The following is a 24,403-nucleotide window of genomic DNA, read 5'->3' as shown; positions in this document are numbered from 1 at the left end:
GACAATCAAGCACAACGATATTTTCATTTATTAGTTATTTCAGAAGTAATGCGGGCAGCTTCACCCATGGCTTCCGCAACGGCGATGTCTGAATTCATGTGCTCCCATTTTCCCCAGCGGCCGATGCCTAAAACGCCATGTCCTGCGGCCCATGCAAGCACATGGGCGACTGCTTTCGGTTTACCGAGGGTATTTACTGGATAAGCGAATTCATTATGGTGGCGAAAGCCTGTCGTTGGGCGAGAACGTAAAGCGTTGGTTTCAGTCCAGTACCCTCGCGCATTCGTGCAAAAGTTCGACCGCAGCAAGTAGCGATGATGAGGAATAGCTTCGTCTGGCTCGTATATCCAGTGTGACGGGTTATTCATGGTATCCGGCACATATTCAACATCAATTGCAACTACGCTCAACTGCTTGATTGATTGTAAAACTTCGCGCGGAATATCGCAGAATCCCGGCCAGAGTGTCCATGGGATGGTTGAAATGATCGATTCCGCTTGCCAGTGACCATTAACCGTGTGCGTTGCCAAATCAATCGATTGAACCGGACAATTGATTACAAGACTGTCTCCCAAGGCATCTCCCATCCTCCGCCAAACTTCACCGTATCCGTGGTTTTTCGGATAAAGGAAAGTTCCATGCGCTGGCAGTGCACCAAAAGGACGGCCTTCTAAACAACTTCGGAGTGTTTCTCTAAATGATACGTCAGGCAGTTTATGGAGCCAGTAGGTGCCAAGCATGGCGGGATCCATCGACCATATCTTGCGGTTATAGGGAAGCATGTATTCTTCTGCGATGCGATCACCGAGTTTCCAGGTTACCCAGTCTGCAAACTTTTCAGGCATCAGTTCCCCGCGAATACAACCCGCACGGGCAATAGATTCAAGATAATCAACTTGATCTGATTTACTGAATTGCCACAAATTGGACTCAAGTGGATGATCGATTTCCTGCCCACGAAGACGAATTTTGGAGATGCGATCAAAGCTGCTCCACTCTTCCCTGGGCATAAATCTGAAAAGAAAATCCAGGACTTCGGTCTTGCGAACGTCCAAGAAATGACCTCCGCCAATATCGAGTGGCGAGCCATCCACCTGTTCCGAGCGACAAAGGCCTCCAACCGTGGACTCTTTTTCAAGCAGCACTACCTGATTTTGCGGCACCCCTCTATCAATTAGGGAATGTGCCAGAGCTAGCCCGCTCGGCCCCCCCCCGAGAATCAGGTATTTCACTTTTTTCATACCATGCCTTTCTATTTTCTATCCGGTGCCACTTAAAAATGTTGTTCGTAAATCGCCAGTGTTTCTTCTGCCATTATATTTGGAGTTCTCTCATACTCTGTTTTGGTTGCTAGAGAATAGAGGTTCTCAGGATTATTGACTAGCTCACTGAGATATTGCTCAAGGTGATCAACATTTCCCCGCTCGAAGGCGTATCCGTTGCGGCCCGATTCAAGAAACTCCGTCATACCAGCAACATCCGAAACCAATACAGGTGTATGAGTGGCGAGAGCATTCAGCAAAACTAAGGGACTATTCTCATACCAGCGAGATGGAATGACGAGGAGATCCATGTCACGCAGAACATCGGCCATGGCGTCTTTAGGAAAAGTACCCATGAAATGAATATCGTGCCCTGTCGCTAGCACCTTCAGGCTACTCATATAGCTTGGGTCTTGGTCAGATGGCCCATAAATACGAAGTTCAGCATGATTGCGCGGCAGGCGCTTGAATGCTTTGATAAGGAGATCGGTGCCTTTATGGGGAGCAATCTGGCCGATGAAGCCAATTATTGGTTTGTGTCCCTTGCCTCTTTTTGGTTTCTGACTGCGATCAATATCAACCCCAAACCAGATGTCATGGATCGGCACATTTATTCCATTGTTTGCGTAAGCTTTTTTTAAAAATCGAGTAGGTGCAACAGCCCCAATGTAGCTTCCGTTATACAGACCAGAAAGCAAATCCGGTCGTTGCAGGATGTCTTCAACAAGTCCGTCAATTGGGCCACCTTTCAATGTCGGCAGTCGCCTAGCCCAGTTGGCCCCCGTAGCAATTAACTGTGCGGAAAAGGACGTAGTTGCCCACCGCATCCATGAGTTTGCATGAGCACTACGTGATGCATCCTTTAGATAGCAAGCCAAACAGTTGGTACGCGATGGTGATGGCCCCCCGCAAAGCTCGCCATCAGCGGCCTCAAGTTTATTGTTAAGACAGAAGCCGAAAAAATCGGTAAATGTGGCGTAAGTGGGGATACCCAGTTGCTTGGTTACCTCCAACAAGGCGGACGTATGGTTGATGAGATGGGTAACATGAACCAGATCAGGTCGCAGATCACGCAGCACTTTTTCCAGCACACTCCTCATCTCGGGCTGGTAATAGGTTTCTTTGACGCGAGAATGTGGCAGCCGGTTTTTGTCGATGCAGACTACAGAAACACCTTGATATTCGTATTTCGTCACCAAGTCTACAGCCTGCGGCTCACCCTGAAAAATTGCGGAAATGACAGTTACATTATGTCCACTGGCCTTATAGTAACGAGCCAAATCTAGAGTATAGGTTTCTGTACCATAGAAATGGTCAGGGAAAAAGCAATGGACAAAAAAAACGATTTTCATTCTGGAATATTCTCATTAATACTTCTTGATAATCGTGCCGCAAGGTTTTAATCTCTGCGGGTAAATTCCCAGCCGCTTGCGACGAATAGACAACATCGCAATAAAAATCTGTGATTTTCGAGCAATTCATCTCAATACCCCGCCCCAAAGAGCGGGGCTGTTTATTTCGGGGTATACAACAACAAAATGTAATTTTCCGTGCTTTTCTCGGGACAACTTTTTTATGCTGCTAATCATCAGCCCATCGGTTACTGAAGTACCACTAGTCAGCGGGTTTTCAGTACGTTCGATGATATTCATCACGCAACTCGTTCATATATTTTTGAAGTTTGCTCAGCCATCATCTCTTGGTAAATGGCGCTGTATGCCTTGATCATAGCTTGCACTGAAAAATAGTCTTGGGCACGACATCGTTGAAGCTCGCCGAGCTTTTCGCGTTCTGCTGGTGATTCAAGCAGTCGCACAATAATATCAGACAACATTTCAGGGTTCTCAGGTTCTGCCAGAAGCGCCTTATTGTCCACTATTTCACCGATAGCGCCGATGTCGTAGCCCACTACCGGTATTTGCATGTTCATCGCGAATGCGCTAACTTGGCCAAAACTCTCTTTCCAGACCGGTGCTACAAAAACTGACATTCGGCGATAGAGATCCGGCAACGCATCATAACTGACATATCCTGTAAATTCGAAACTCTCATTCAGTCCCGCCTTTGCAACCGCGTTACGGAAGGACTCAAGCAGGTTCCCCCCTCCCACGATCAGCACACGTGTTTGAGGGCGCTTTTGAACAGCCTTGATAAATGGAACAATGGCGCTTTCATTGAGCTTGTCACGTTCCATTCGATATACCATCCCAATACAATCATCAGCCGGGCGCTCGCCTGATTTTCGGTCAAAGTGTGAGAAGTCCGATCCGGGGTATACCGTGATATGCGAGGGGTGATTCTGACCAAACACATGTCGAACATAATCGCTGACGTAGACGTAGCGCCGAACGGCATCAGAAATATATGGTGTTACAGGTGTGTTGATGTTCTCGACTATGGGGATGCCGAGATGCTCAGCTGCAGCGATTGCTTTCTCGTACCATGGCTCATCGCAATCCCCCCAGTAATGAACGTGAAGTAGATCGGGTTTCAGTTGTGAAAAATGGTCAATAAATAGTTGTTCATTTTCAGGGAAACGAAACTCCGTAATATCAACACCAATGTATGCAGGTGGTGTAGGAATGTAGCTCGTTACTACACTTTGCGCATAATGAGCGCCAAGGTACTCGATCAAGTCAACAACAAGACGCGTGGATCCGCCGGTCATAAAGTTTGCAATAATATGTACCACATGCGGGCGGTTGGGTATGGCAGGTGCTAGTCGCCGAACCAGATAGGCGCCGCTTTCATTGGTGTTTGACAGAAGCACATGCCGCGAGGCATTGAGCCGTGCTCTAATTCGGAACACTAACGGGGAAAGTCTTGAGCGAATCAGTGGAGGAATTGCCATCGCGCCAGCCAAGTACCCAACACGGGCAATTTTTCTGCCCCCCCATGGTTGATGGAGTATTGCGTCCCGCAACCTAAACCATTTGGTTCGTCGAATTGCCTGTAACTCGGCTTCTGCACGTAAGCGTTCCTCTTTGACATTGGCAAGTACTTCTTCCATGTGCCTTCGCAAATTATTCAGTGTCTCAACCGACTGGTCTCGCTGAACTAACAATAATCTCAGAGAGTTGATTTCCTCTGCATGTTGCGCGACTTCATGCCAGGTATCTTTGAGCATAGAAGAAAGTTGCCGAATTTCTTTAGTTTGAACCTCGATTGCGCCATCCTTGGCTAGCACAACCGAACTTAACCGGAGGATTTCCTCAGCCACAGCTTGGTTATTACTAGCGATCTGTTCGTCACGTTTAGCCACAGCTTGGTTGAGGTTGGTGACTTGCCCTTCCAAGTCGACTACTGAACGCAGCTCATAAACATCAAACTTATCGGTCAATCTGATGAAATCCATATAAGAGAAAGAATAAACCTCTAATATTTTGTTTCTACGTGTTTCGTCATGGAACAAGTCGAACAGCAATTTTAAACCAAAATTCCATGCACTTTTTTGCCGACATTCATACAAGCAAGCCATCGCTAGCAAAAACACATTGTCAGCGCCTTCAGTATTTCTAAAACGTTGGAGACTGGGAAATGTCGCAACTATATCTTCGATATTTGAAATCGAAAGATAGTTCTCCCTCAACACATTCCATTCGTTGTTCGCCCTGATGGAAACTTCTATTCTAGAACCACTGGTATTCGACTTGTCCGAAAATAATCGATGACTTGTTAGCTTCTCTTGAATAACGTGTATGGGAAATTTTATTAAAATCCTACTCCACATTTCGGCATCACCCGTCTGTGCCAGGCCATAACGGTACATCCCCACATCTTGGTAGCACTCTCTCCTAATCAAAACACTAGGATGATTTAAATGATTTTTCTCATGAAAAAGCTGATTTAGCCACTGCCATTGGGTTTTATTTTCCTGTTCAAACCAATTGTTTTCCAACTTGGCGCCGTTCTCGTCGATTATTTGCGCCCATGTAAAAACCGCGCCAATTTCACAATGATTATCCAAGTAGGCAACTTGCTTTTCCAGCTTATCGAGTTCCCATATATCGTCTGAATGATGAATGGCGATGTATTCACCTGTAGCCACCTCGGAGATAGCTTTGTTTATTCCGTAAATCCCTCTCTTCGTCGCTTCATTTCGAAATGCCTTAATACGTGAATCTGAATAGCTATTGATGACTGCCCAAGAACCATCAGAGGAAGCATCGTCCCAAATAATCAGCTCGTAATCGGTGAAGGTCTGATTGAGGACGCTATCAATCGCTTCGTGAAGGTATTTCTCATGATTGAACGATGTCAGAATGACAGAGATTTTAGGCATTCTTGCCACCCTGAGGAAAAATATCCAACGAAGTGTTTTTAAGTTCTAGCATAATTTGTTTCGCAATTTCATCGGGCAATACACCTTGCCAACGATCATCGCTCGCCTTGGCGCGAAAAACCGAATATGGATCGGAATCATGCCTTGATTTACATTCGCTGAGGAAGTCTTCTACCTGATCACAAATTTCTAATCCACAAAAATCAAATAACTTTCTAGTTGTCTCAAGTGGCGCTCTATTCAATTCGTCATAGCGTACCAATATAAATCGCTGAGGGAATTGGCATTTAAAACGAAGAAATGCCTCAGCAGATTCCTTCCATTTGTCAAAACCGAAAAACTCTTCCGGCTTATTCAAATTCTTGCTTGGGGCTCCTCGCCACTCCCTGTTAATATCCCACGCCGAATTAAATTCATTTGGTGCCGAAACCCAGGAAGCAAGCACTGCCAGCGGATTTCTGATAATTCCAATGATTTTAACGTCACTACACTGAGCAAGTATGTTCTCAATGATATGAAGATATCGCGTTTCTTTAAAAACAATATGAGTAGGCCGCGCAGTTTTTTGAAATACCGGATAATCCTTTTGCGTCTCAGATGTCATCGTCGCGAAAGCATCTTGGGTATAAAGAATTTCTTCAAAAAAAGTCTGGATATCTTCTGTAGATGAGTACGCGGTCAATCTACCTTTATGTCCATATGAAAAAAGCGGCTGAAATCTTAGCGCTACGTCAGGATGGCTGTTGAAAATATGCCCGAGCCATGATGTACCGGAGCGAGGAGTACCAAATATACCAATTTTCTTCATTGGTATTTTTCAAGGAGAACGCCAAATCGATAATATGCTGTGTACAACGACGTTACCTGGGGTAAAAATGTTGTCTTAAAACTGCGTCCTGAAACAATCCGCTCAATTTCCTCCATTTCCCACCACCGACCCATATGTGGTTTGCCCTCGCGCTCACTCCGCAAGTAAAACGTGAATTTCTCTTCGGTATCATAATACGCGCTCAATTTTTCTTTATTTGGGATACTTCCAAAGAAAACTAATGATCCTGCTGCCAAACTTTCTAACTCATCCAACAGGATGCCAAATTGCTGTTCAGAAAAATGTTGCAGAGCTTCATACATTACAATTTTCTTTAATCCTGAAAAATATTTAGGATCGGGGCGTAATACATCAGAATTAACATATTCAATATTATGGAAACTGCTATATCGCTTCGCTGCATCTATTAGGCCAGATGTAAAATCCATACCTACAACATCCTTTACAAGCGGTGCAAACTGCCTAGTTATAAGTCCATTCCCACAACACAAATCGACAACATAGTCTTTTGTACTTAACCGTAACACGTTGACTATATTTTCAACTATCAACTTTACTTGGAGTTCGGGTATTTCTCGGCCATTTACGGTTTTACCCACCTGCGTCAATAATGAACCATCAAATTGTTTACAAATAGAATCGTAATGATTTTTCCAGTAGCTGTTCATTTATCAACCGTTTCAACGGAGTAATTTTTCAAAAGTCGACTTGTGCCCTCAATGCCATTGAACATCAATACATCGATGATCGACAAGGACGGTTCAAAAATACCTCGTTGAGAATAAACAATTTCTTGTGATTTTAAAAAGGAAAGTTTAATGTTGCTGGATGAAAATTTCACCTGACTAAACAAATCTGCTCCAGCCGCAGGGTTGATATATTCAGACACCCCCATTTGTTCAGCAATCCGAAGCGCCCATTCTCCTGCATCGTTGACATCCGCATAATCGAGATTCTGCTCGGATGAAACAATGATTTCCTTCTTGATATCTAAATACGCGCATAATTTTTTTATTGTGGCAAAGTTAATAGCAGCAATACTTTGTTCATTATTACTAAAGAGAATCTCGCTTACCATCTCATTAGTTTCATCAAAATATCGTGCTTTTTTTTTGTAATGCGCCAATTGTCCGATGATCAATTCTTCCCATTTTTTATCCGGATGCGCTTGTACATTCTTGATTGACTCTGTCATATCATGTTTTTTAAGCGGCACCAAAATATATTGCCAACCGCCACCAGGTTTTAGTATCCGGTTCCTGTTGACCCAGCCATGTCTCATATATTGGGCGTCATCAAATAACACGAAGCGGTCCACGGCATTTATCAATTGCCAGTAGCCAATATAGGGGAAAAAATAAGGCTGCATGATAGCCAGCTTCATTACAGCTTTACTCCGCCTTGCAGGGTGTGTCTGATGATTCCACAAATAACACCAACATCTGCCATACTTAACCCAACATACAAGGGCAGACAAAGCACACGCGAAGAAATATTCTCTGACATCGGACAGATGCGTTTTAGTTCCGGCTTCAAGAAGGGCAAAGTGTTCAGCGATGGGTAAAAATATCGCCGTGGGCCGATGCCGTTATCCATGAGTGTCTGCCGCACTTTCATCATGACATCATGAGACGAAAAAATGACCGGATAGTAACCATAGTTGTATTCGAGGCCAACTGGAGAAATGGGCCATTGTAACAAGCTGCCTTCGAGTTGTTCTCCATACCAGCCTGAACACTCTTTCCGAGAGGCTATGATGTCACTCACCTTCGGCAAGACACAAAGGCCTATTGCAGCATGCAATTCCGACATTTTTGCGTTAATACCGATGTCGAGATACTCATCTTCGCCGATGTGACCGAACTTCTTCATCAGAAAGACACGTTTGCCGACTTCGGCGTCTTTGCTCACTACTGCGCCCCCCTCGGCAGTGTGAAATAACTTGGTGGCATGGAAACTCAAAGTGGAACAATCTCCATGCTGCAAAATCGACTCGCCAAAAAGCTTCACCCCAAAGGCGTGAGCCGCATCATAAATGACTTTGAGCTTGTACTTGTCTGCAATTTTTTGAATTCTTGCCACGTCACACGGATAGCCATAAACATGTGTGGCCAGAATCGCAGAGGTTTTTTCGGTGATAGCCGCCTCGATCAGATCAGGGTTAATGCAGAAGGTTTGCGGCTCAATGTCAACGAAAACTGGCTCGCAGCCTTCCCACAAGATAGAATTTGTTGTGGCGACATAGCTGTATGGTGTGGTGATGATCTCATCCTTAATGTCTAGCACCTTGATGGCAATCTGGAGCGCAAGTGTGCCGTTAGTCACCAACTCTAGATTGGGAACCCTAAGATAGAGAGCGATTTCATCAGCCAACTGACGGCATAGCGGTCCATTGTTGGTGATATGGCCTGCTTGCCAAATTTTATCTAGATAAACAGTGTATTCCTCTATATCTGGTAAAAAAGTTCGAGTTACGGGTATCATTCAGCACTCCACGCGTAACGCTTGCCAAGGAGTTCAAAAAGTCGCTCATTGCTTGAATCATAATAATCGTACAAAAAACGCTTGTCAGTTACATCAATTGGATCACAATATTCACCTTCAAAGACCGGCGCGAGATTCATATTTTCCCAATCACAACCTGAAACATCCAAAAAAGTCTCTATTTTTTGAAGACACCTGACTGTATTTCTTCGCATTTCTAAGTTTTCAAAAATCAGAATCTGGCTTTCGTTGAAGATGGATAAATATCTCTGAATTTGATCATGATAATATCCATGAGAAAGAATTGGCGCCTCCAGAATGGCAGATGAATTATTGATATCCTGAAGCTCAATTTCATCAATTACGTATTGCGAAAAGTTGAATATGCGATCGTCCTGCCTTCGCAATATACTGAAGCAGGTGTCCCCGCAAAAAGAAACCCACTCGTCAAAGAACCAGTTCCGGTTCCTCAAATACATTTTTCTATACATATTCCAAGCTGCATACGCCCTCTCAACTGGATCACGAAGCAATATGATGATCTTGACTTTGGGATTGTGTGCATAAATTCTTTTCGGGGCATTAGCATTGTTCAGATAGCCTGGTGATGCATCAAATGTCAATTTTGAATTTGCACCCAATTGAAATAGTGCTTGATAGAACTTGATGCCCATTTTGTACCGAGCTTCACAGTTGAAATAATGAAGCTCCTTTTCTGTTGTTGATTGAATTTGCGGATGTTTAGACAGGTATTCATAAAGCGCTGTTGTTCCTGCTTTCTGCGCACCAACTATCATAAAATCTGGAAAGCTATCTAGACGAGTAGCTGAAATAAAATTTTTACTCTTAGTTAACATTTTCGGTCAGTCTCTTCAAGTTTAACGTTGGAAACAAATGAATTTTTGACCAAATCCTGCCTCTTTTCCACCGTTCCATCTGAAAAACCACCGCATTCTCGATTACATCCACAAACTCTGCCGTCTCACCGCGCACTATAGGTGCTGTGATCTGTGTTCGAAGTGAATAGCTGCCTTCTTGTAGTGGTAGTCGAAGAGTGTAATCGACCAAATATTGCCCACCAATTTCTGTCGTCAGAAACTCCTGTTCAACTTGAGCAAATCCACATCCTGTTAGATTCCCCTTTTTATCATCACAAATATTGAAATTGACCGAAATACTTTGCTCTGACGATGATTCAACATAAATTCGAATCTTTACTTCTTGGTTGAAATCCAACAACCATATCGGCTCATTACTCATATTGAGTAGTTCAACGTAGGTAATTCTTGCACCCCCAGAGCCATACCGAAATGCAGCTACCCGTTTGTCAAACTCATCCGATCGCTTCAAAATTGTGCTGTCTTTCTCCAAGGTTTGCACATTTTCTTCTTCTATTTTTTTTTGTTCCGTCTTAAATTCAGACGATACACGACTGAATTGGCGAATTTCTGCATTCATTTCTTCTCGCATCGTTCGGATGTATTGCTCTGCCACATCTGACGCCTTTCCGATGGCCTTAAGTATGCCGTGTTCAAGATAAAGCCCCCGCGAACACAAACTTTTTACTGCGCCTACATCATGGCTGACAAACAAAATAGTAGAACCGCTTTCCTGGATGCGAGTGAGTGCGGTCATGCACTTGGCCTGAAAATTCATATCTCCTACCGCCAAAGCCTCGTCAACAATCATGATGTCAGGCTCTGAAATTATGTTTACAGCAAAGGCTAGCCGAACGAGCATGCCGCTGGAGTATGTCTTTACGGGTTGTTCGATAAAATTACCAATGTCGGCGAATGCCGCAATATCATCAAACCGTGCGTCAATTTCCTTTTGGCCAAGCCCTAGCAAGGCCGCATTCATATACACGTTTTCCCGACCTGTGAACTCGGGGTTGAAGCCGGAACCGAGCTCCAGCAGGGCGGCAACTCGGCCGTTGGTTTGAACAGCGCCACTGGTTGGGTTGAGCATACCGCAGATCATTTGCAGCAAGGTGGATTTACCGCTGCCATTACGCCCGATGATACCGACGGTTTCGCCTTTTTTTATTTCAAAGGAGATATCTTTGAGCGCCCAGAATTCGCCAAAATATTGCTTGGGTGATTTTCCCATCATCCTTCTTAGGCGCGGCAAAACGAATTGTTTAAGCCTGTCACGCGGAGTGTCGTAAATCTGATAGCACTTGCTGAGGCTTTGGACGCGAATGGCGATTTCAGAAGACATTTTTTCCTTCACTTCATTTTTGTTCTGCCAGCCATAGCCGTTCCCTTTTTAAGTTCTGCCGGGAGCTCGTCTTCAACGGGCAAAACCTGCCTGTATTTACTGACTAAGGGTTGCTCATTTTCATGCATAACTAAGTAATCTACTACTGAAGCAGCCGGCATGTTTGGCGTGCAACAAAAAAAATTTTTTGCCCAGCTCCAGCAAATTGCTTAGCAATTTATTGATGGCTGATTGTCCCAGGTTGGCCAGCAGGCGATCCGTTTCAAAGTTGATCTTAAACTCCCGCGTTTGAAATTCGCCCGCGAAAAGCAATTGGTCAAAGGACATCTGCAAACCCTTTTCTGGTTTTTTGGAACCAGGCATATCCTACCCAAGCGACTACCGTGGCGGCGAGGGTGTACACGCCCAACCCCGCCCAGTCAGGCAGGCGTCCCCAGATCAGCACTTCTCGCGCTTGCTCGATGATGAAAGTGAGCGGGTTGGCCATGATCCAGGGACGGAATTCTTCCGGTAGGGCAGTTACAGGGTAAAAGATGGGGGAAAGAAACAGCATTACCGAGGTGACGATGCCGATGGTTTGCCCCACATCACGCAGGAATACGCCCAAAGAAGCAAGCACCCATGCAAGGCCTAGCGTGAGGATGACTATAGGCAGCAGCACAAACGGGACGAGAACTGCCGTCCAGTGCAAATAACCGTTAAATAGGGCAAAAGCAACGAGCAGCACGCATAGGCTGATGAAGCTATGGAAGAGTGCTGCCCCCATGGCAATGACCGGCAGCACTTCCAACGGAAACACGACTTTTTTGACGTAATTTACGTTAGACAGAATGAGCGACGGGACGCGATTGAGTACCTCAGCAAACAATCCATGAACAATCATGCCGACAAACAGCACCACGGCAAACTGGGTTTTGCTCTCTTCGTTCCCAACGGCCCAGCGGGACTTGAAGATTACGGAGAAGACAAAGGTATACACGGTCAGCATGAACACTGGGTTGAAGAAGGACCAAGCCAAGCCCATGGCGGAGCCTTTATAGCGACCCACCACTTCACGCTTGGTCATTTGCGCGATGAGCTGGCGGTTGCTCCAGAGGCTTCTGACCAGTGCCACGAGAGATGTGGGTTGAGCTGCGTGGGGGTTGGTTCCCTGATGAGGGGAATGTGAGGAGAGCGAAGCGAGGGGCTTATTAGTAGTGGACACGCGAAGCACTCCACTTCTGCCAATGATTTGGCTTGTTGATTCTTTGCGCACGAGATGGATTCGCCTCCAATTTGTCAATGAATGCCAATGACGGGATCGTTCCAGGCCATGCTGCGCTCGAATTCGGATGCGCTTTGAGTTCCTGCACACAGGTAATGCAGACTGCTTGCTGCGCCAGCCACGGCAACAAATCCTTGCTGCAAACAGCACGAATTCGGTTAAAGTTAACGCTTATGCCGCGCACTAATGTTCTCCATAAGCAAAGCATGTAATTATAATGGCAGTATGTCTAAATATTAGATCTATTTACCATGTCTCATTTTTGCCAGATTTTCATCCGTTTCAACATCAAGCAAGAGGTGTTGTGTTTTGGCGATTTAAATACCAAGACTGTCCATACGGCCCTTATGCTGCTCGCCGCAGGATCGGCCACGCGTGATGACAGGGCTTGTAAAGCATATGCCAAACTATCCTCACATGCTTATTTTTGAAGGGATGAAGGCGCTTTTTGATGCCTAATATTAAAGTGCAAAATATGAAAGTGGCTGTAATTCATGATTGGCTAACAGTCTATGCGGGGGCCGAGCGTGTTCTGGAACAAATATTACTATGCTATCCGAATGCTGATTTATATGGCGTGGTCGATTTTATCCCTTCCCGGGAACGAGGTTTTCTGCTAGGAAAAAAGGCGACAACTTCGTTTGTGCAAAACTTGCCCTTCGCCAGAACTAAATACAGACAGTATTTATCCTTAATGCCTTTGGCTGTCGAACAGTTCGATCTGTCCGGCTATGATTTAGTAATTTCTTGTAGCCATGCTGTCGCAAAAGGGGTTATTACAGGACCGGATCAGCTTCATATAAGTTATGTAAATTCGCCTATGCGTTATGCATGGGATTTGCAGCATCAATATTTGAGAGATTCGGGTTTGGACAAGAGCATAAAGGGGTGGGTCGCCAAATGGCTACTGCACAAAATGCGAATTTTGGATGTGAGAACGGCTAATGGTGTTGATTACTTTATCGCAAACTCACATTTTATTAGACGGCGAATTTGGAAAACCTATCGCCGCGATGCGGCGGTAATTTATCCGCCAGTGGAAATTTCAAAATTTACCCTACACGAAAAAAAGGAAGATTTTTATCTGACAGCGTCTCGTTTGGTGCCTTACAAAAAAATTGATTTAATCGCGGAAACTTTTACAGCTATGCCGGAACGAAAGTTGATTATTATTGGTGACGGACCGGAAATGCAGAAAGTCAGAGCGAAAGCCGGTCCAAATGTATTAGTGCTGGGATATAAGCCTGATGATGTATTACGCGATTACATGCAGCGCGCCAAGGCATTTGTGTTTGCCGCAGAGGAGGATTTCGGCATTACTCCATTAGAAGCTCAGGCTTGTGGTACGCCAGTGATTGCATATAGCAAGGGCGGTGTGCTGGAAACCATTCGCGGCCTGGATGATGAACAACCAACTGGCATATTTTTTGCAGAGCAATCTATCTCGGCCATTAAAGCAGCAATCATTTCTTTTGAACAGGAAGCCGCTCGTATTTTGCCCGTTAACTGTCGTAATAATGCCTGCCGTTTTGCGCCAGAGAGATTTCGCGCAGAGTTCATGACGTGTGTAGAAAATGAGTGGGGTCGATTCCAGCAGACACTGACGACAGCCACGTCGAACGAGGTGTAGTTGCCATGAACTCGCGCAGCCTGCTCAAGGAAAACGCTGGCACTCTTGAACTAGCCCAGCGTTTCCTGGATCCTTTTGTGGTGGTAGCCACTGGAATGTTGCTTTACGCGATCAGGTTCGGATCTTGGGATTTTCCGAGCAATTACGTTTTTGTGCTAATCGGTGTGTTCCTGTTTTGCCTCGCAGTGTTTCCATTTTTCGCTATATATCGCCCCCATCGGGGTGCAAGTCTGTGGGCAGAAATACAAATATTGGCGAGCGCTTGGGCGGTGGTTTGCGCTGGGTTGATCATTGTGTTGTTTGTAACCAAATCAAGTACTTATTTTTCCCGTATATGGATTGGTCAGTGGGCGGTGGCGGGTTTCGTCTCTTTGGTCGCTTTCAGGGTGGTATTGCGAGTCGGACTGCGTTTTTTTCGCAGCCGTGGTTTTAATCTACGATTTATCGCTATCGCCGGCGCAGGGAAGCTGGGGCGTAACGTGGCCCACCGCCTCGCCGCTTCACCATGGACAGGCTTGAAAGTAGTGGGGTTTTATGATGACGATACTCAGATGCAGGGGCAAGTGTTAGAGGGTGTGCCGATTCGTGGTGGCCTGCATTGCCTGCCCCAAGAAGTAGCGGAGCTCGGTATTGATCAAGTATGGATCGCTCTGCCGTTGCAGCAGGATAAGCAGGTCAAGTCACTGGTAGCGCATTTAAGCCGCTTGCCGGTGCAAGTCACCTTCGTTCCAGACATTTACGGGGTTCATTTGCTCAACCATTCCATCGGCGAAGTGGCGGGTTTTCCGGTCATTCATCTGTTGGAATCACCCTTATCTGGAGTACAGGGCATCGTTAAAGCCGTGGAGGACAAAATTCTGGCGGCATTTATTTTGTTGGTAGCTAGCCCCCTCATGTTGCTTATCATAATCGGGGTCAAACTTAGTTCTCCGGGGCCCATTTTCTTCAAACAGATACGTGGCGGATTGCACGGTGAACGTATCTGGGTTTGGAAATTCCGCACAATGAAGCATCATGCCGAACCAACTGCAGAAGTGCCTCAAGCGATTCCCGGCGATCATCGCATTACAACCTTTGGAGCTTTTCTGCGACGCACAAGCCTGGACGAATTACCTCAATTTATTAATGTGTTAAAGGGTGATATGTCGATTGTCGGACCACGCCCGCACGCGGTGGTACATGACGAATTCTACCAGCAGCAAATTGACGCCTATATGATGCGGCATCACGTCAAGCCTGGCATTACCGGGTGGGCGCAGGTTAACGGCTGGCGAGGTGAAACGGGAGAGATCGAAAAAATGGAAATGCGAGTAAAGTACGATCTGTATTACATTAATAACTGGTCTTTATGGTTCGACCTGCGAATTATTTTTATGACGGCTTTTATGATGATCACTGGCAAAAATGCGCATTGAGTATTAAGTTTTGTATATACACAGAATACCTTTGTCGTGTTTTCATTAAAGAAATTACGGTATGTCCATTCAACTTGAACCCCATTCCGCACCCTATAAAAAAATCCTGCGCCAGGATTGGCTAGCTGCACCTCTGCTATTTTTTGCAAGCGCTTTGATTTTGTCACTAGTCTATCTTCACTACAATTGGCCAGGAAAATGGATGAGTAGCACCAAGCCATTAAGCTGGAACGGCGCGGCGCTAACCATGAGTAAGGGCCAAGGTTATAGCGACCAGGACAAGCTGGTAATCAAAGAGCTAACAAATCAGGGTATTGCTGTTGCTGCACTTTCCCCACCCGCTTTTCAGGCAAAGGATTATGCTGCCATTAGATGGTCTGTCTCAGGCGTCACACCTGCCGTTGAAATGGAGTTTTTGTGGCGCACGGCAGAGAATCGAGTTTATGTGCGTCCACTTGTTTGGGCGGCTAATACCTTGGAGCCATTGGAGATGGCTACAGATGAAAATTGGCGCGGCCAAATTTTAGACTTGGCAATTATTGTAAAGGGAACACTGGCTACACCGATTTTAGTTAATGATGTTTCACTTGAGTCTTCATCTTTGCCAGGAGCGCTACCAAATATAGTGAAGCAATGGTTTGCGCTTGACCAATGGCAGGCAACTTCGATTAACTTTGTCGACGGAGATGCCATCCACAAAAATGTCCCTTCTGTTTTAGCCATCGCCGCGATTATATTGCTGGCACTGATCTTGAGCTTAATCTTGGCCTTAGCAAAAGTCGTTCCCCTAAATATTGCCATGGTATGGGGCATGGTTTTGCTCGGCTGGTTCATACTGGATGCACGTTGGCAGGCGAATTTATTTCAGCAACTAAAGCTGACGCACCAGCTATTTGCCGGTAAAACCTGGGAGGACAAACATCTTGCTGTCGCAGACAACGCCTTGTTTGACTTCACAAGAAGTGTGAAAGCAAAACTGCCTACTGCTACTGGCCGTATCCTGTATTTTTCCGATGACGTCTACTCGCGAAGAAAAGGGGCTTACCATTTTTATCCTCAAAACGTTCTAGCCCGCAATGATCTACCCCCGGCATCGCAGATCAAAACTGGAGACTATATTGCCCTGTTCGCAAAAAAGGGCGTGAAATATGATCGTCCGCATCAATTATTAATGTGGGGTGATAACCAATCTCTAAAAGTCGACTTGCTGTTTTGGGCTGAAGGCAATGCTTTGTTCAAGGTGTATTAAATGGAATTACTTACGTTAGTGGCTGGCTTGTGTTTGCCTTGGCTATTGGGGGTAGTGTGGTTGCGTGCATCTTGGTTCAAGGCCAACGGTATCACATGGCCGACGCTCCTAGGGTATGGCTATCTGGGCGGACTATTATTAACCACGCTTGTGATGCGTTTGCTGGATGCGCTGGCAATCCGCCTTGGCTTCTTCAGTATTGGGCTGGCACTATTATTTTTGACAGTTGCCGGTGCTTGGCTTGGCCGTAGAGAACCTTGGCGAATCAGGCGATTCGGAGCAGATTGGCACAGCTTGGCCGGGTGGCGGAAAATCGTCTATGCCGTTGTGCTGGCCGCAATTGTGGTGCGACTGGCTGGGCTGGGGCTGGAGATTGTATGGCGTCCGCTGTTTCCTTGGGATGCCTGGTCGCAATGGGCAACCAAGGCTCGCGTTTGGTATGAACTTGGACACTTGGCGACATTCGTTCCCGCTGACGTTTGGCTGAGCGGCGAATTGGCAGGCGCTTACACTGATGCCGCTCCCCATTACCCTCCAGCCATACCGCTAATACAAGTATGGATGAGCTACAGCTTGGGCAGATGGGACGATGCTCTTATGAACTTGCCCTGGCTACTATGCGCGGTCGCCTTAGGCTTGGCATTTTATGGTCAGGCCAGGCAATGGCAGATATCACCATTATTTGCTCTAATGTTTACCTATTTCCTGCTTTCACTTCCCATTTTGGATGTTCATGTGGCTTTGGCAGGCTATGCGGATTTATTTATGGGAGCATTCTATGGCTTGGCAGCAATGGCTTTTTTCCACTGGACCAGGAAGCGCGATTTCTGGCAGGGGGTCATGGCATTGCTGTTTGGCTTAGGGTGCATCTTAATAAAGCAACCTGGTATTGCATGGACGTTAACTTTCCTTCCCGCGTTATTGATTGTGTTCATGCCGCGCGCTGGGTTAGTGGGGATGTCCGTGCTTGCAGCTGCGGGCACGGCAACTTTGTTTGCTCTTGGAGAAAAAGATTTTTACTTGTTTGGCTATCACGTGCATCTGCGCTTTGCGGCCGATTGGCAGCCGTTTTGGCAAAATATGATAATGATGGACAACTGGCATCTGCTCTGGTATCTGGTAGCGACGGCGCTTATTTTGTCTTTTTCGCGGCTTCTTGCCCCCTCTTTTCGAAGCATGACAGTTCTACTGCTCACCGCTGTTTCATTTCTCGCGGTTGTTTTCTTTTTTACTCATGTTCAAGCATGGGCGGAAGACTACACTACAATCAATCGCGCTTTATTGCATATAGTGCCCATGCTTTTATTTTATGTAATGGTGCTATTCAAGGAAGCTGTCAGCCCCCGACAGTCATGACTACCCAACGAAAGCTATCGTGATTGCCGTGACGAAAATGGTACTCAGTTTAATTCGCCCAATAATAATTGAAAGCATGCGGCACATTGCATAGCGAATACGCTCAAACCTACTAGTGCCGAGCTGACTCTATCTGTTCACATATCCGCTTTGCACCAAGCAGAATGCGTGGCGTGGAGCGGCTGATCAGGTCGGGGTGAATGAAAGCCATTTGACCTTGTCGGGCAGCAATCAACGGCAACCCGCGCCATATTTTTTTTGTCTCTTCTTCCTGTTCACGCGTGGCAGCGACAGCCAGCATCACCTGTGGATTTTCTTTTACCAGTGCCTCGTCCGAAATGGCAGGCGTCAACAAGGGCACAGCGGCAAATACGTTCTGTGCACCACACAAATTCAGAACGTCACTGATGATATGCGCATCGTTCACCGTAAGCATCGGCGTTACGGTAATTTGAAAATAGGCGCGCACCTTAGTGCGTCCGGCATATTGCCGACGCAAGGTATCAAGCTGCTGCACGAAGTCGTACGCAGCAGCTTCAGCTACTGCCTCCATACCGGCGATACGTCCCAGCAAACGCAATACCCTGGGAATGTCATCAAGACGACGCGGTTCCAGCACCAGCACTCTCAACTTCAGCTTTTCAAATGTGGCGCGGTCGCGCGATGACAGGCCGCTACCCCATGCAAGCACCAGATCAGGTTTTAACGCGACCAAACGCTCCCAGTCGAGGCGAAATGCATCGCCAACTTGCGGCAGTTGTTTGGCTTGCTGTGGATAGTTGCTGTATGCCGTAACCGCCACCATTTGACGGCCCATACCTGCGGCATAAGCCAGTTCGGTAAGATTAGGCGCTAAAGATATGATGCGCTGTGGTGATGTGGCAAATACTACTTGCGCACCACTGGCATCGGTGACCGAAAATGGCGTGGTAGCCTGCGAAATTGCACAGAAGAGCAGCAGGCAGAAAAAAATAGCATACTTTACAGTGACAAAATTACTTCCAGCCTCGCTTCTTGCACTCATCTCCAGCAAGCGATAAGTAATGAAGCGAAGGGAGCAAACCTAGCTGAAATAGATGGCCTCCGTTTACTGCGCAAAACGTTGCGCCAATGCCACACGCTTCAGATACGCGTCGCGCGCAATTTGAACATCCTCAAGAAAGTGTGGCAATTCTTTCAGCAATAATGCCTGTGGCCCATCCACCAGTGCTTTTAAGGGAACGGGATGGAAATCCACCAGCACCATATTGGCACCAGCCATCACCCCCTGCGCGGTGATGTGCATCAAATCGAGAATGCCATCGGGCGCGGCACTGCGCGTGCCGACTGAATGAGATGGGTCAATGCATACAGGCATCCGGGTCAGACGCTTTACCACCGGCACATGCGCAAAGTCCACAAGATTGCGGTGAGGATCGCCCATATTGGTCTTCATACCACGCAAGCCGAACACTACATTGCGATTACCTTCAGACGCCAGATATTCGGCAGCGTTGAGTGATTCGTCCAGCGTGATGCCAAAACCACGTTTAAGCAGCACCGGGAATTCCTGTTGACGTCCAACGATTTTCAGCAGTTCGAAATTCTGAGTATTGCGCGTGCCAATTTGTAACATCACACCGGTGGGATTGCCGGTCTGCTGCAATGCGGCACGGATTTCGTTGAGGTGCGACTCATGCGTAATTTCCATTGCAATCACTTTTATGCCGTATTTGCCCGCCAGATCAAACACGAAAGGTAAACAATTCTTGCCATGCCCTTGGAAAGCATAGGGACTGGTGCGCGGTTTGTAGGCACCCATGCGTGTACAAACCTGTCCATTATCGCGTAATGCCTTTAACATAATTTCGACATGTTCGGCGTTATCCACTGCACAAAGTCCGGCAAACACATTAAGCGTGTCCTGGCCAAAGCGGACGCCTTTATAATCGAAATACGTTGGTCTTGAGTCGTCTTTATGCTGCCCAAGGATACGAAATTCCTCCGACACGCGCACCACACGTTCGACACAGGGCAAGTTTTGCATCTCCTTAATGTCTAGTGGCTTGGTGTTACCGATGAGGTAAATTTCAGTTAATATCTGTTCTGTACCGCGCTCAACATGAACGCGCATCTGGACACCAACCAAACCGGTGAGATACTCGATTAGCTGTTGATATTCTGCGCTTTTCTGGTTGGTATTGGACGAAAGAATCAATATCATGATGAAACTCCTGTAATTTAGAAAGCAATCATTTGCGAGCAGGATGGTTCATTGCTGCAATCACTATCCATCGGATCTCGCGTAAAGTGACTCTTGCCTATACTACTGCGATTTGCTCAGGCTGCTCCAACATTTCTGCGGCAATTTGAATTATCTGCAATTCACATCTGATCGGCATGGTGTCCATGTCATTCTTCTTCAAATCAGCCGCGGTAAAATGCGCGGCAACTTCATCACATCACGAATCTTCACATCCACAAAAGGTGGCAACCGAGACGTGGTACTCACCCACACAGTGAGCATCCCCAAGCGTTTTGCGGCCTGCAAGTTGTCTGCACTGTCTTCCACCATTACGCAACGCGCCGGGTTCAGATGATGCTTGCGCAACAGCCGAATAAAACCTGCTAACTGTGGCTTGGGTTGGTAACGCGCATGCTCAATAGCGAACACATCGTCGAATAAATCATTAATACGCAACAATTGCAGCACGGCATGAGCATAGTGCTGCGGTGCGTTGGAAAACACCAATTTCTTGCCCGGCAATCTTTTCAATACATGGCGCAAGCGTGCTTCATACAAAACCATCTGCGGTAACTGTGGAAACTGGTGTGTATGCCACAGAAAATGATCGGGATCGGTGGCATGGTGCCGCATCATGCCACTTAAGGTCGCGCCATAACGTTGCCAGTAATGCATTCTCAAGTCGTTCGCCGTCTGCTTATCCAGCTTCAGATGCTGTTGCAGGTAAGCGGTCATACTGCGGTTGATATGCGGAAAAATATGCGGCACAGCGTTGTGTAATGTGTTATCCAGATCAAAAATCCAGACGATACGACTCATATACTTTTAATCAGCGTACCCACACCTTCGTCAGTCAGAATTTCCAACAACAGCGCATGTTCTACGCGACCATCAATAATGTGTACCGATTTCACCCCTCCACGCGCAGCATCCAGCGCTGAACTGATCTTCGGTAACATGCCGCCGTACAGCGTATCATCTGCTACCAGTTCGTCGATCTGTTTCGGAGTCAAACCGGTGAGCAGCTTGCCGCTCCGATCCAGCACGCCCGGCGTGTTAGTTAATAGCACCAGTTTTTCTGCTTTCAGCACTTCTGCCAACTTGCCCGCCACTACGTCGGCGTTAACGTTCAATGTCTCTCCATCCGCCCCCACAGCGATCGGTGCGATGACCGGAATAAAATCGCCGGAATCAAGGAAAGTTATAATCGACGGATCAATTAAACTGATTTCTCCCACTAAGCCGATGTCCAACATTTTGCCCGGCTCGTCGCGGCTTTCCAGTAGCAACTTGTCTGCACGGATAAACGAGGAATCCTGCCCAGTCAGCCCCACTGCCTTGCCACCATGCCGGTTAATCAAGTTAACAATATCCTTGTTTACTTTGCCCAGCACCATTTCAACCACATCCATGGTTTCTTCATCTGTGACACGCATGCCTTGGATGAACTCTCCTTGCTTACCAACGCGCTGAAGCAGGTCATTGATTTGCGGCCCACCGCCATGAACGACGACCGGATTCATACCGACCAGTTTAAGCAACACCACGTCGCTCGCAAAACTTTCCTGCAACTTGGGATCGGTCATGGCATTGCCGCCATATTTAATTACGATAGTTTTATCAAAAAACCGTTGAATGTATGGTAACGCCTCAGACAGCGTACGCGCTTTCTGGACGGCAGTGGTAGGGGTAAGTGACATGACATTTTCCTTCGCTAAACAGGCGAGCATTTTAACTCAGAAGTCCGCCATCATTGCAGCACAAACAAATGGGCGGCACTTAGCCGCCCATTACACGCACAGTTTGCACTGATTCAATGACGTATCATTGTAAGTCTATAAATATGATGCTCATGACTAATGTCGGCTTCTAGTGAGTGACTTAACTTCGGCATTCACACTAATTTTCTCCTCGTGCTTATCGGCGAACTCCACAGTGATGGTGAGTGGCACATTCTCACCGGCTTTAAGCGGTTTCTTGAGGTCAAGCAACATCACATGCATACCGCTCGAGCCCAGACTGACCTTCTTGCCTGCCGGTAGTGGCAGGAATTCAAGGGCATGCATTTTCATCATGCCGTCATCATGTGTCATGCTGTGAATCTCGACTGAGCCAGCAACCGGACTGACAATCGTCACCAACCGTGCTTCTGTCTTACTGGTGATGGTGAACTGTATTGCGGCACTTTCTTGTCCTGGTGCCGTGGCGCGTGCCGAGGCATTGCTTACGACCACATTTCCTGCCCATGCTTGTGCCGCACAAAACAGCATGATGATTGCAATCACATAACGCATTTGAGTCTCCTTAATTTAAAGTATCTGCAGTAAGATACATGAACTACGCGGAAATAGGCAAGCATACCCAGGTGATTTGGCCTCCATAGTACTCAATGCTTGGAATCAAGCATGGGGGAGCAATTGATGGCTCCTGAAGTACATACACAACCAGATAAAAAAAATTATAAATATACATTTTTATCAAAGCGATAGGATTTCTTTCTCTAAATCTTCTTTAACTTCCTCTGGTGTTTTTGCAGCATTAATCAAAGCGAAGCGATCTGGATTCTTCTTGCAGCGATCCAGATAAGCTTGCCTCACCTTCTCGAAAAAACTATCTTTTTCCTGCTCGAAGCGATCCAGCGTTGTATTCTTCGACAGTCGTTGGCGTGCCACCTCAACCGGTACGTCAAACAATAATGTCAAATCCGGCTGAAAATTTTCATGTACCCAGCATTCCAATTGTTCCAACTTTTCCACCTTCACCCCCCTGCCCCCACCCTGATAGGCAAAACTGGCATCGCTGAAACGGTCGGACACCACCCAGACTCCCCGTTGCAAAGCTGGCTTGATAACCTGCTCGATATGTTCCAAGCGAGCGGCGAACATTAAAAGAGCCTCCGTTTCTGCATGCATGGGTTGATTTAGAAGAATGTCACGCAGACATTCTCCCAAGGGAGTGCCACCCGGTTCACGCGTTACCAGCACTTCCTTGCCGCGTTTGCGCAATGCATCGGCAAACCATGCCAGATGGGTGCTTTTACCTGCTCCGTCTACCCCTTCAAAGGTAATAAATTTCGCCTTATTCATTAAAATTTCCCAAAAAAATTATTTTTCATGAAGTGGTGTGCATTTTCCAGACAGCAAACTGGCCGAAACAATCAACACTGCACCGATCACTTCCCGCAGTCCCATTTCCTCCTCAGCCAAGAAATACGCGGATACGGCAGCAAATACCAGCTCGGATAGAAACAGAACAATAGCCTGATTGGCGGGCATATAAGTCAGTCCATATTGCAAAACAAAACTAATGGCACACAACACCAATCCAATCAGCAATAGCAGCCACCACGCATCGAGGGGGATGCTATGCAATTGCGCTATGAAATTGCCTTGGTACAACAGCAACACGGTGGTAAACAATATTGTGCCTAACCATATGCTGGCTGCTTTGAAATTCACGCTCAAGTGCTGCGCGCGACGCACTATTACATTCATCAAAGCAAAACTAACCCCCGCTGAAAGACCTATCCATTCCGCCTGGCTTTGCGGCAGCGGCAAACCATGCTGTGTATCCCACAGCATAACGAAGGCACCACCCAATGACAGCGCGATAATGGCGTAGCCGTAATAATTTAATTTTTCACCGAGTAGCCAGTATGAAAAGAATACCGTCCACAATGGCGCGAGATAAAACAGCAGCAGAACGCGCATGACTTCGCCGTCCAACATCGCCAGCACATAACCTACATTAGTCCAGCCCGCACTCGCCATCAATGCAAGACTCAGCCACCCGGCAACTCGCAATTCGCGCCATATCGGCCCCAAAAACAGCAGACCTAATACCATTGCCGTAACATAGCTGAGCAGCGTAGATAATTCGCCGCCTACCCCCATATTGTTTAGTGCGCGATAGGGGTACCAAATCAGTCCCCACACCATTGCCCCACTCAAAAGGCATATCACCGACAAAATTTTTTGTTTTGATGCCACTCATTACGCCTTTATGATCGTACTTGTTCAACTGAAGCAAAAGTCACGAATCCTGACCTCAATCGTCTGCAGCCCTACCTTTTTTAGAATCTCACCAATCTACTTCAATCATTTATTCCAAGCACGTCCTGTCAACCTAGCAGCTCGAAAATTAAGTGACATCCTGCGAAAATAGAGCCTCCAACAGCGTTAATAATTC

At 46.6% G+C, this 24,403-nt stretch carries 23 protein-coding genes; 4 read left to right on the top strand and 19 right to left on the bottom strand.

Features of this window, described 5'->3' with window-relative positions:
• Nucleotides 1-23: 23 nt before the first annotated feature.
• From MJ769_RS01940 to MJ769_RS01885, 12 genes are all read right to left on the bottom strand, one after another.
• Nucleotides 24-1,241 (bottom strand): protoporphyrinogen/coproporphyrinogen oxidase, encoded by a 1,218-nt coding sequence (locus MJ769_RS01940; RefSeq protein WP_239234168.1) that lies wholly within the window; start codon nt 1,239-1,241, stop codon nt 24-26.
• Between the two features lie 32 nt (nt 1,242-1,273).
• The gene (locus MJ769_RS01935) at nt 1,274-2,614 is read right to left on the bottom strand and encodes a glycosyltransferase family 4 protein (protein ID WP_239234167.1); all 1,341 of its coding nucleotides are present in this window, start codon (nt 2,612-2,614) and stop codon (nt 1,274-1,276) included.
• A gap of 126 nt (nt 2,615-2,740) precedes the next feature.
• Complete coding sequence (locus tag MJ769_RS01930; RefSeq protein WP_239234166.1) at nt 2,741-2,914, bottom strand: hypothetical protein; 174 nt, start codon at nt 2,912-2,914, stop codon at nt 2,741-2,743.
• The gene (locus tag MJ769_RS01925; RefSeq protein ID WP_239234165.1) at nt 2,914-5,544 is read right to left on the bottom strand and encodes a glycosyltransferase; all 2,631 of its coding nucleotides are present in this window, start codon (nt 5,542-5,544) and stop codon (nt 2,914-2,916) included. Before MJ769_RS01925 ends, MJ769_RS01930 begins: the two co-directional genes overlap by 1 nt.
• Entirely contained in the window at nt 5,537-6,352 is an 816-nt protein-coding gene (locus tag MJ769_RS01920) for a sulfotransferase family protein (RefSeq protein ID WP_239234164.1), read from the bottom strand. The genes MJ769_RS01925 and MJ769_RS01920 overlap by 8 nt, the downstream gene beginning before the upstream one ends.
• The gene (locus MJ769_RS01915; RefSeq protein WP_239234163.1) at nt 6,349-7,041 is read right to left on the bottom strand and encodes a class I SAM-dependent methyltransferase; all 693 of its coding nucleotides are present in this window, start codon (nt 7,039-7,041) and stop codon (nt 6,349-6,351) included. Before MJ769_RS01915 ends, MJ769_RS01920 begins: the two co-directional genes overlap by 4 nt.
• Nucleotides 7,038-7,757 carry a WbqC family protein gene (locus tag MJ769_RS01910; RefSeq protein ID WP_239234162.1) on the bottom strand — a complete coding sequence of 240 codons (720 nt, stop codon included), beginning with the start codon at nt 7,755-7,757 and terminating at the stop codon, nt 7,038-7,040. Before MJ769_RS01910 ends, MJ769_RS01915 begins: the two co-directional genes overlap by 4 nt.
• Nucleotides 7,757-8,857, bottom strand: coding sequence for a DegT/DnrJ/EryC1/StrS family aminotransferase (locus MJ769_RS01905; RefSeq protein ID WP_239234161.1), 1,101 nt, complete (start codon nt 8,855-8,857; stop codon nt 7,757-7,759). Before MJ769_RS01905 ends, MJ769_RS01910 begins: the two co-directional genes overlap by 1 nt.
• Entirely contained in the window at nt 8,854-9,714 is an 861-nt protein-coding gene (locus MJ769_RS01900) for a sulfotransferase domain-containing protein (protein WP_239234160.1), read from the bottom strand. Before MJ769_RS01900 ends, MJ769_RS01905 begins: the two co-directional genes overlap by 4 nt.
• The gene (locus MJ769_RS01895; protein ID WP_239234159.1) at nt 9,704-11,077 is read right to left on the bottom strand and encodes an ABC transporter ATP-binding protein; all 1,374 of its coding nucleotides are present in this window, start codon (nt 11,075-11,077) and stop codon (nt 9,704-9,706) included. Before MJ769_RS01895 ends, MJ769_RS01900 begins: the two co-directional genes overlap by 11 nt.
• Nucleotides 11,078-11,197: 120 nt before the next feature.
• The gene (locus MJ769_RS01890; RefSeq protein ID WP_239234158.1) at nt 11,198-11,404 is read right to left on the bottom strand and encodes a hypothetical protein; all 207 of its coding nucleotides are present in this window, start codon (nt 11,402-11,404) and stop codon (nt 11,198-11,200) included.
• Nucleotides 11,394-12,359 carry an ABC transporter permease gene (locus tag MJ769_RS01885; RefSeq protein ID WP_239234157.1) on the bottom strand — a complete coding sequence of 322 codons (966 nt, stop codon included), beginning with the start codon at nt 12,357-12,359 and terminating at the stop codon, nt 11,394-11,396. Before MJ769_RS01885 ends, MJ769_RS01890 begins: the two co-directional genes overlap by 11 nt.
• 433 nt (nt 12,360-12,792) lie before the next feature.
• Between MJ769_RS01885 and MJ769_RS01880 the strand changes: the two genes are divergently transcribed.
• The 4 genes from MJ769_RS01880 (at nt 12,793) to MJ769_RS01865 (ending at nt 17,991) form a co-directional block, all read left to right on the top strand.
• Nucleotides 12,793-13,971: a glycosyltransferase family 4 protein gene (locus tag MJ769_RS01880; protein ID WP_239234156.1), complete on the top strand. Its 1,179-nt coding sequence runs from the start codon at nt 12,793-12,795 to the stop codon at nt 13,969-13,971.
• Nucleotides 13,972-13,976: 5 nt separating this feature from the next.
• Nucleotides 13,977-15,386, top strand: a complete 1,410-nt coding sequence (locus tag MJ769_RS01875; RefSeq protein ID WP_239234155.1) for an undecaprenyl-phosphate glucose phosphotransferase — start codon at nt 13,977-13,979, stop codon at nt 15,384-15,386.
• Between the two features lie 61 nt (nt 15,387-15,447).
• A complete protein-coding gene (locus tag MJ769_RS01870) occupies nt 15,448-16,635 on the top strand; it encodes a hypothetical protein (RefSeq protein WP_239234154.1) in 1,188 nt (395 codons plus the stop codon).
• Entirely contained in the window at nt 16,636-17,991 is a 1,356-nt protein-coding gene (locus MJ769_RS01865) for a hypothetical protein (protein WP_239234153.1), read from the top strand.
• Nucleotides 17,992-18,103: 112 nt separating this feature from the next.
• Here MJ769_RS01865 and MJ769_RS01860 read toward each other — a convergent pair whose 3' ends face one another.
• The 7 genes from MJ769_RS01860 to MJ769_RS01830 form a co-directional block, all read right to left on the bottom strand.
• Entirely contained in the window at nt 18,104-19,015 is a 912-nt protein-coding gene (locus MJ769_RS01860) for a cobalamin-binding protein (protein WP_239234152.1), read from the bottom strand.
• A gap of 63 nt (nt 19,016-19,078) precedes the next feature.
• Nucleotides 19,079-20,194: a 3-deoxy-7-phosphoheptulonate synthase gene (locus MJ769_RS01855; protein WP_239234151.1), complete on the bottom strand. Its 1,116-nt coding sequence runs from the start codon at nt 20,192-20,194 to the stop codon at nt 19,079-19,081.
• 198 nt (nt 20,195-20,392) lie between these two features.
• Nucleotides 20,393-21,034, bottom strand: a complete 642-nt coding sequence (locus MJ769_RS01850; RefSeq protein ID WP_239234150.1) for a pyrimidine 5'-nucleotidase — start codon at nt 21,032-21,034, stop codon at nt 20,393-20,395.
• Nucleotides 21,031-21,915 (bottom strand): acetylglutamate kinase, encoded by an 885-nt coding sequence (argB, locus tag MJ769_RS01845; RefSeq protein ID WP_239234149.1) that lies wholly within the window; start codon nt 21,913-21,915, stop codon nt 21,031-21,033. Before argB ends, MJ769_RS01850 begins: the two co-directional genes overlap by 4 nt.
• A 156-nt stretch (nt 21,916-22,071) precedes the next feature.
• Nucleotides 22,072-22,509 carry a copper chaperone PCu(A)C gene (locus MJ769_RS01840; RefSeq protein WP_239234148.1) on the bottom strand — a complete coding sequence of 146 codons (438 nt, stop codon included), beginning with the start codon at nt 22,507-22,509 and terminating at the stop codon, nt 22,072-22,074.
• 183 nt (nt 22,510-22,692) lie between these two features.
• Nucleotides 22,693-23,301: a dTMP kinase gene (gene tmk, locus MJ769_RS01835; protein WP_239234147.1), complete on the bottom strand. Its 609-nt coding sequence runs from the start codon at nt 23,299-23,301 to the stop codon at nt 22,693-22,695.
• A gap of 18 nt (nt 23,302-23,319) precedes the next feature.
• A complete protein-coding gene (locus tag MJ769_RS01830; RefSeq protein ID WP_239234146.1) occupies nt 23,320-24,204 on the bottom strand; it encodes a DMT family transporter in 885 nt (294 codons plus the stop codon).
• Between the last annotated feature and the right edge of the window lie 199 nt (nt 24,205-24,403).

Source organism: Candidatus Nitrotoga sp. BS, from assembly GCF_927797785.1.
GTDB lineage: Bacteria > Pseudomonadota > Gammaproteobacteria > Burkholderiales > Gallionellaceae > Nitrotoga.
This window is presented reverse-complemented; position numbering and strand designations above follow the sequence as displayed.

Bases quoted from the DNA above. Each gene is read 5' to 3' on its own strand.
- MJ769_RS01890 (WP_239234158.1), bottom strand. From the start codon at position 11,404: ATGTCCTTTGACCAATTGCTTTTCGCGGGCGAATTTCAAACGCGGGAG.
- MJ769_RS01880 (WP_239234156.1), top strand. From the start codon at position 12,793: ATGCCTAATATTAAAGTGCAAAATATGAAAGTGGCTGTAATTCATGAT.
- MJ769_RS01935 (WP_239234167.1), bottom strand. From the start codon at position 2,614: ATGAAAATCGTTTTTTTTGTCCATTGCTTTTTCCCTGACCATTTCTAT.
- MJ769_RS01900 (WP_239234160.1), bottom strand. From the start codon at position 9,714: ATGTTAACTAAGAGTAAAAATTTTATTTCAGCTACTCGTCTAGATAGC.
- MJ769_RS01865 (WP_239234153.1), top strand. From the start codon at position 16,636: ATGGAATTACTTACGTTAGTGGCTGGCTTGTGTTTGCCTTGGCTATTG.
- tmk (WP_239234147.1), bottom strand. From the start codon at position 23,301: ATGAATAAGGCGAAATTTATTACCTTTGAAGGGGTAGACGGAGCAGGT.
- MJ769_RS01875 (WP_239234155.1), top strand. From the start codon at position 13,977: ATGAACTCGCGCAGCCTGCTCAAGGAAAACGCTGGCACTCTTGAACTA.
- MJ769_RS01840 (WP_239234148.1), bottom strand. From the start codon at position 22,509: ATGCGTTATGTGATTGCAATCATCATGCTGTTTTGTGCGGCACAAGCA.
- MJ769_RS01925 (WP_239234165.1), bottom strand. From the start codon at position 5,544: ATGCCTAAAATCTCTGTCATTCTGACATCGTTCAATCATGAGAAATAC.
- MJ769_RS01850 (WP_239234150.1), bottom strand. From the start codon at position 21,034: ATGAGTCGTATCGTCTGGATTTTTGATCTGGATAACACATTACACAAC.
- MJ769_RS01860 (WP_239234152.1), bottom strand. From the start codon at position 19,015: ATGAGTGCAAGAAGCGAGGCTGGAAGTAATTTTGTCACTGTAAAGTAT.
- MJ769_RS01905 (WP_239234161.1), bottom strand. From the start codon at position 8,857: ATGATACCCGTAACTCGAACTTTTTTACCAGATATAGAGGAATACACT.
- argB (WP_239234149.1), bottom strand. From the start codon at position 21,915: ATGTCACTTACCCCTACCACTGCCGTCCAGAAAGCGCGTACGCTGTCT.
- MJ769_RS01870 (WP_239234154.1), top strand. From the start codon at position 15,448: ATGTCCATTCAACTTGAACCCCATTCCGCACCCTATAAAAAAATCCTG.
- MJ769_RS01855 (WP_239234151.1), bottom strand. From the start codon at position 20,194: ATGATATTGATTCTTTCGTCCAATACCAACCAGAAAAGCGCAGAATAT.
- MJ769_RS01940 (WP_239234168.1), bottom strand. From the start codon at position 1,241: ATGAAAAAAGTGAAATACCTGATTCTCGGGGGGGGGCCGAGCGGGCTA.
- MJ769_RS01915 (WP_239234163.1), bottom strand. From the start codon at position 7,041: ATGAACAGCTACTGGAAAAATCATTACGATTCTATTTGTAAACAATTT.
- MJ769_RS01920 (WP_239234164.1), bottom strand. From the start codon at position 6,352: ATGAAGAAAATTGGTATATTTGGTACTCCTCGCTCCGGTACATCATGG.
- MJ769_RS01930 (WP_239234166.1), bottom strand. From the start codon at position 2,914: ATGAATATCATCGAACGTACTGAAAACCCGCTGACTAGTGGTACTTCA.
- MJ769_RS01895 (WP_239234159.1), bottom strand. From the start codon at position 11,077: ATGTCTTCTGAAATCGCCATTCGCGTCCAAAGCCTCAGCAAGTGCTAT.
- MJ769_RS01910 (WP_239234162.1), bottom strand. From the start codon at position 7,757: ATGAAGCTGGCTATCATGCAGCCTTATTTTTTCCCCTATATTGGCTAC.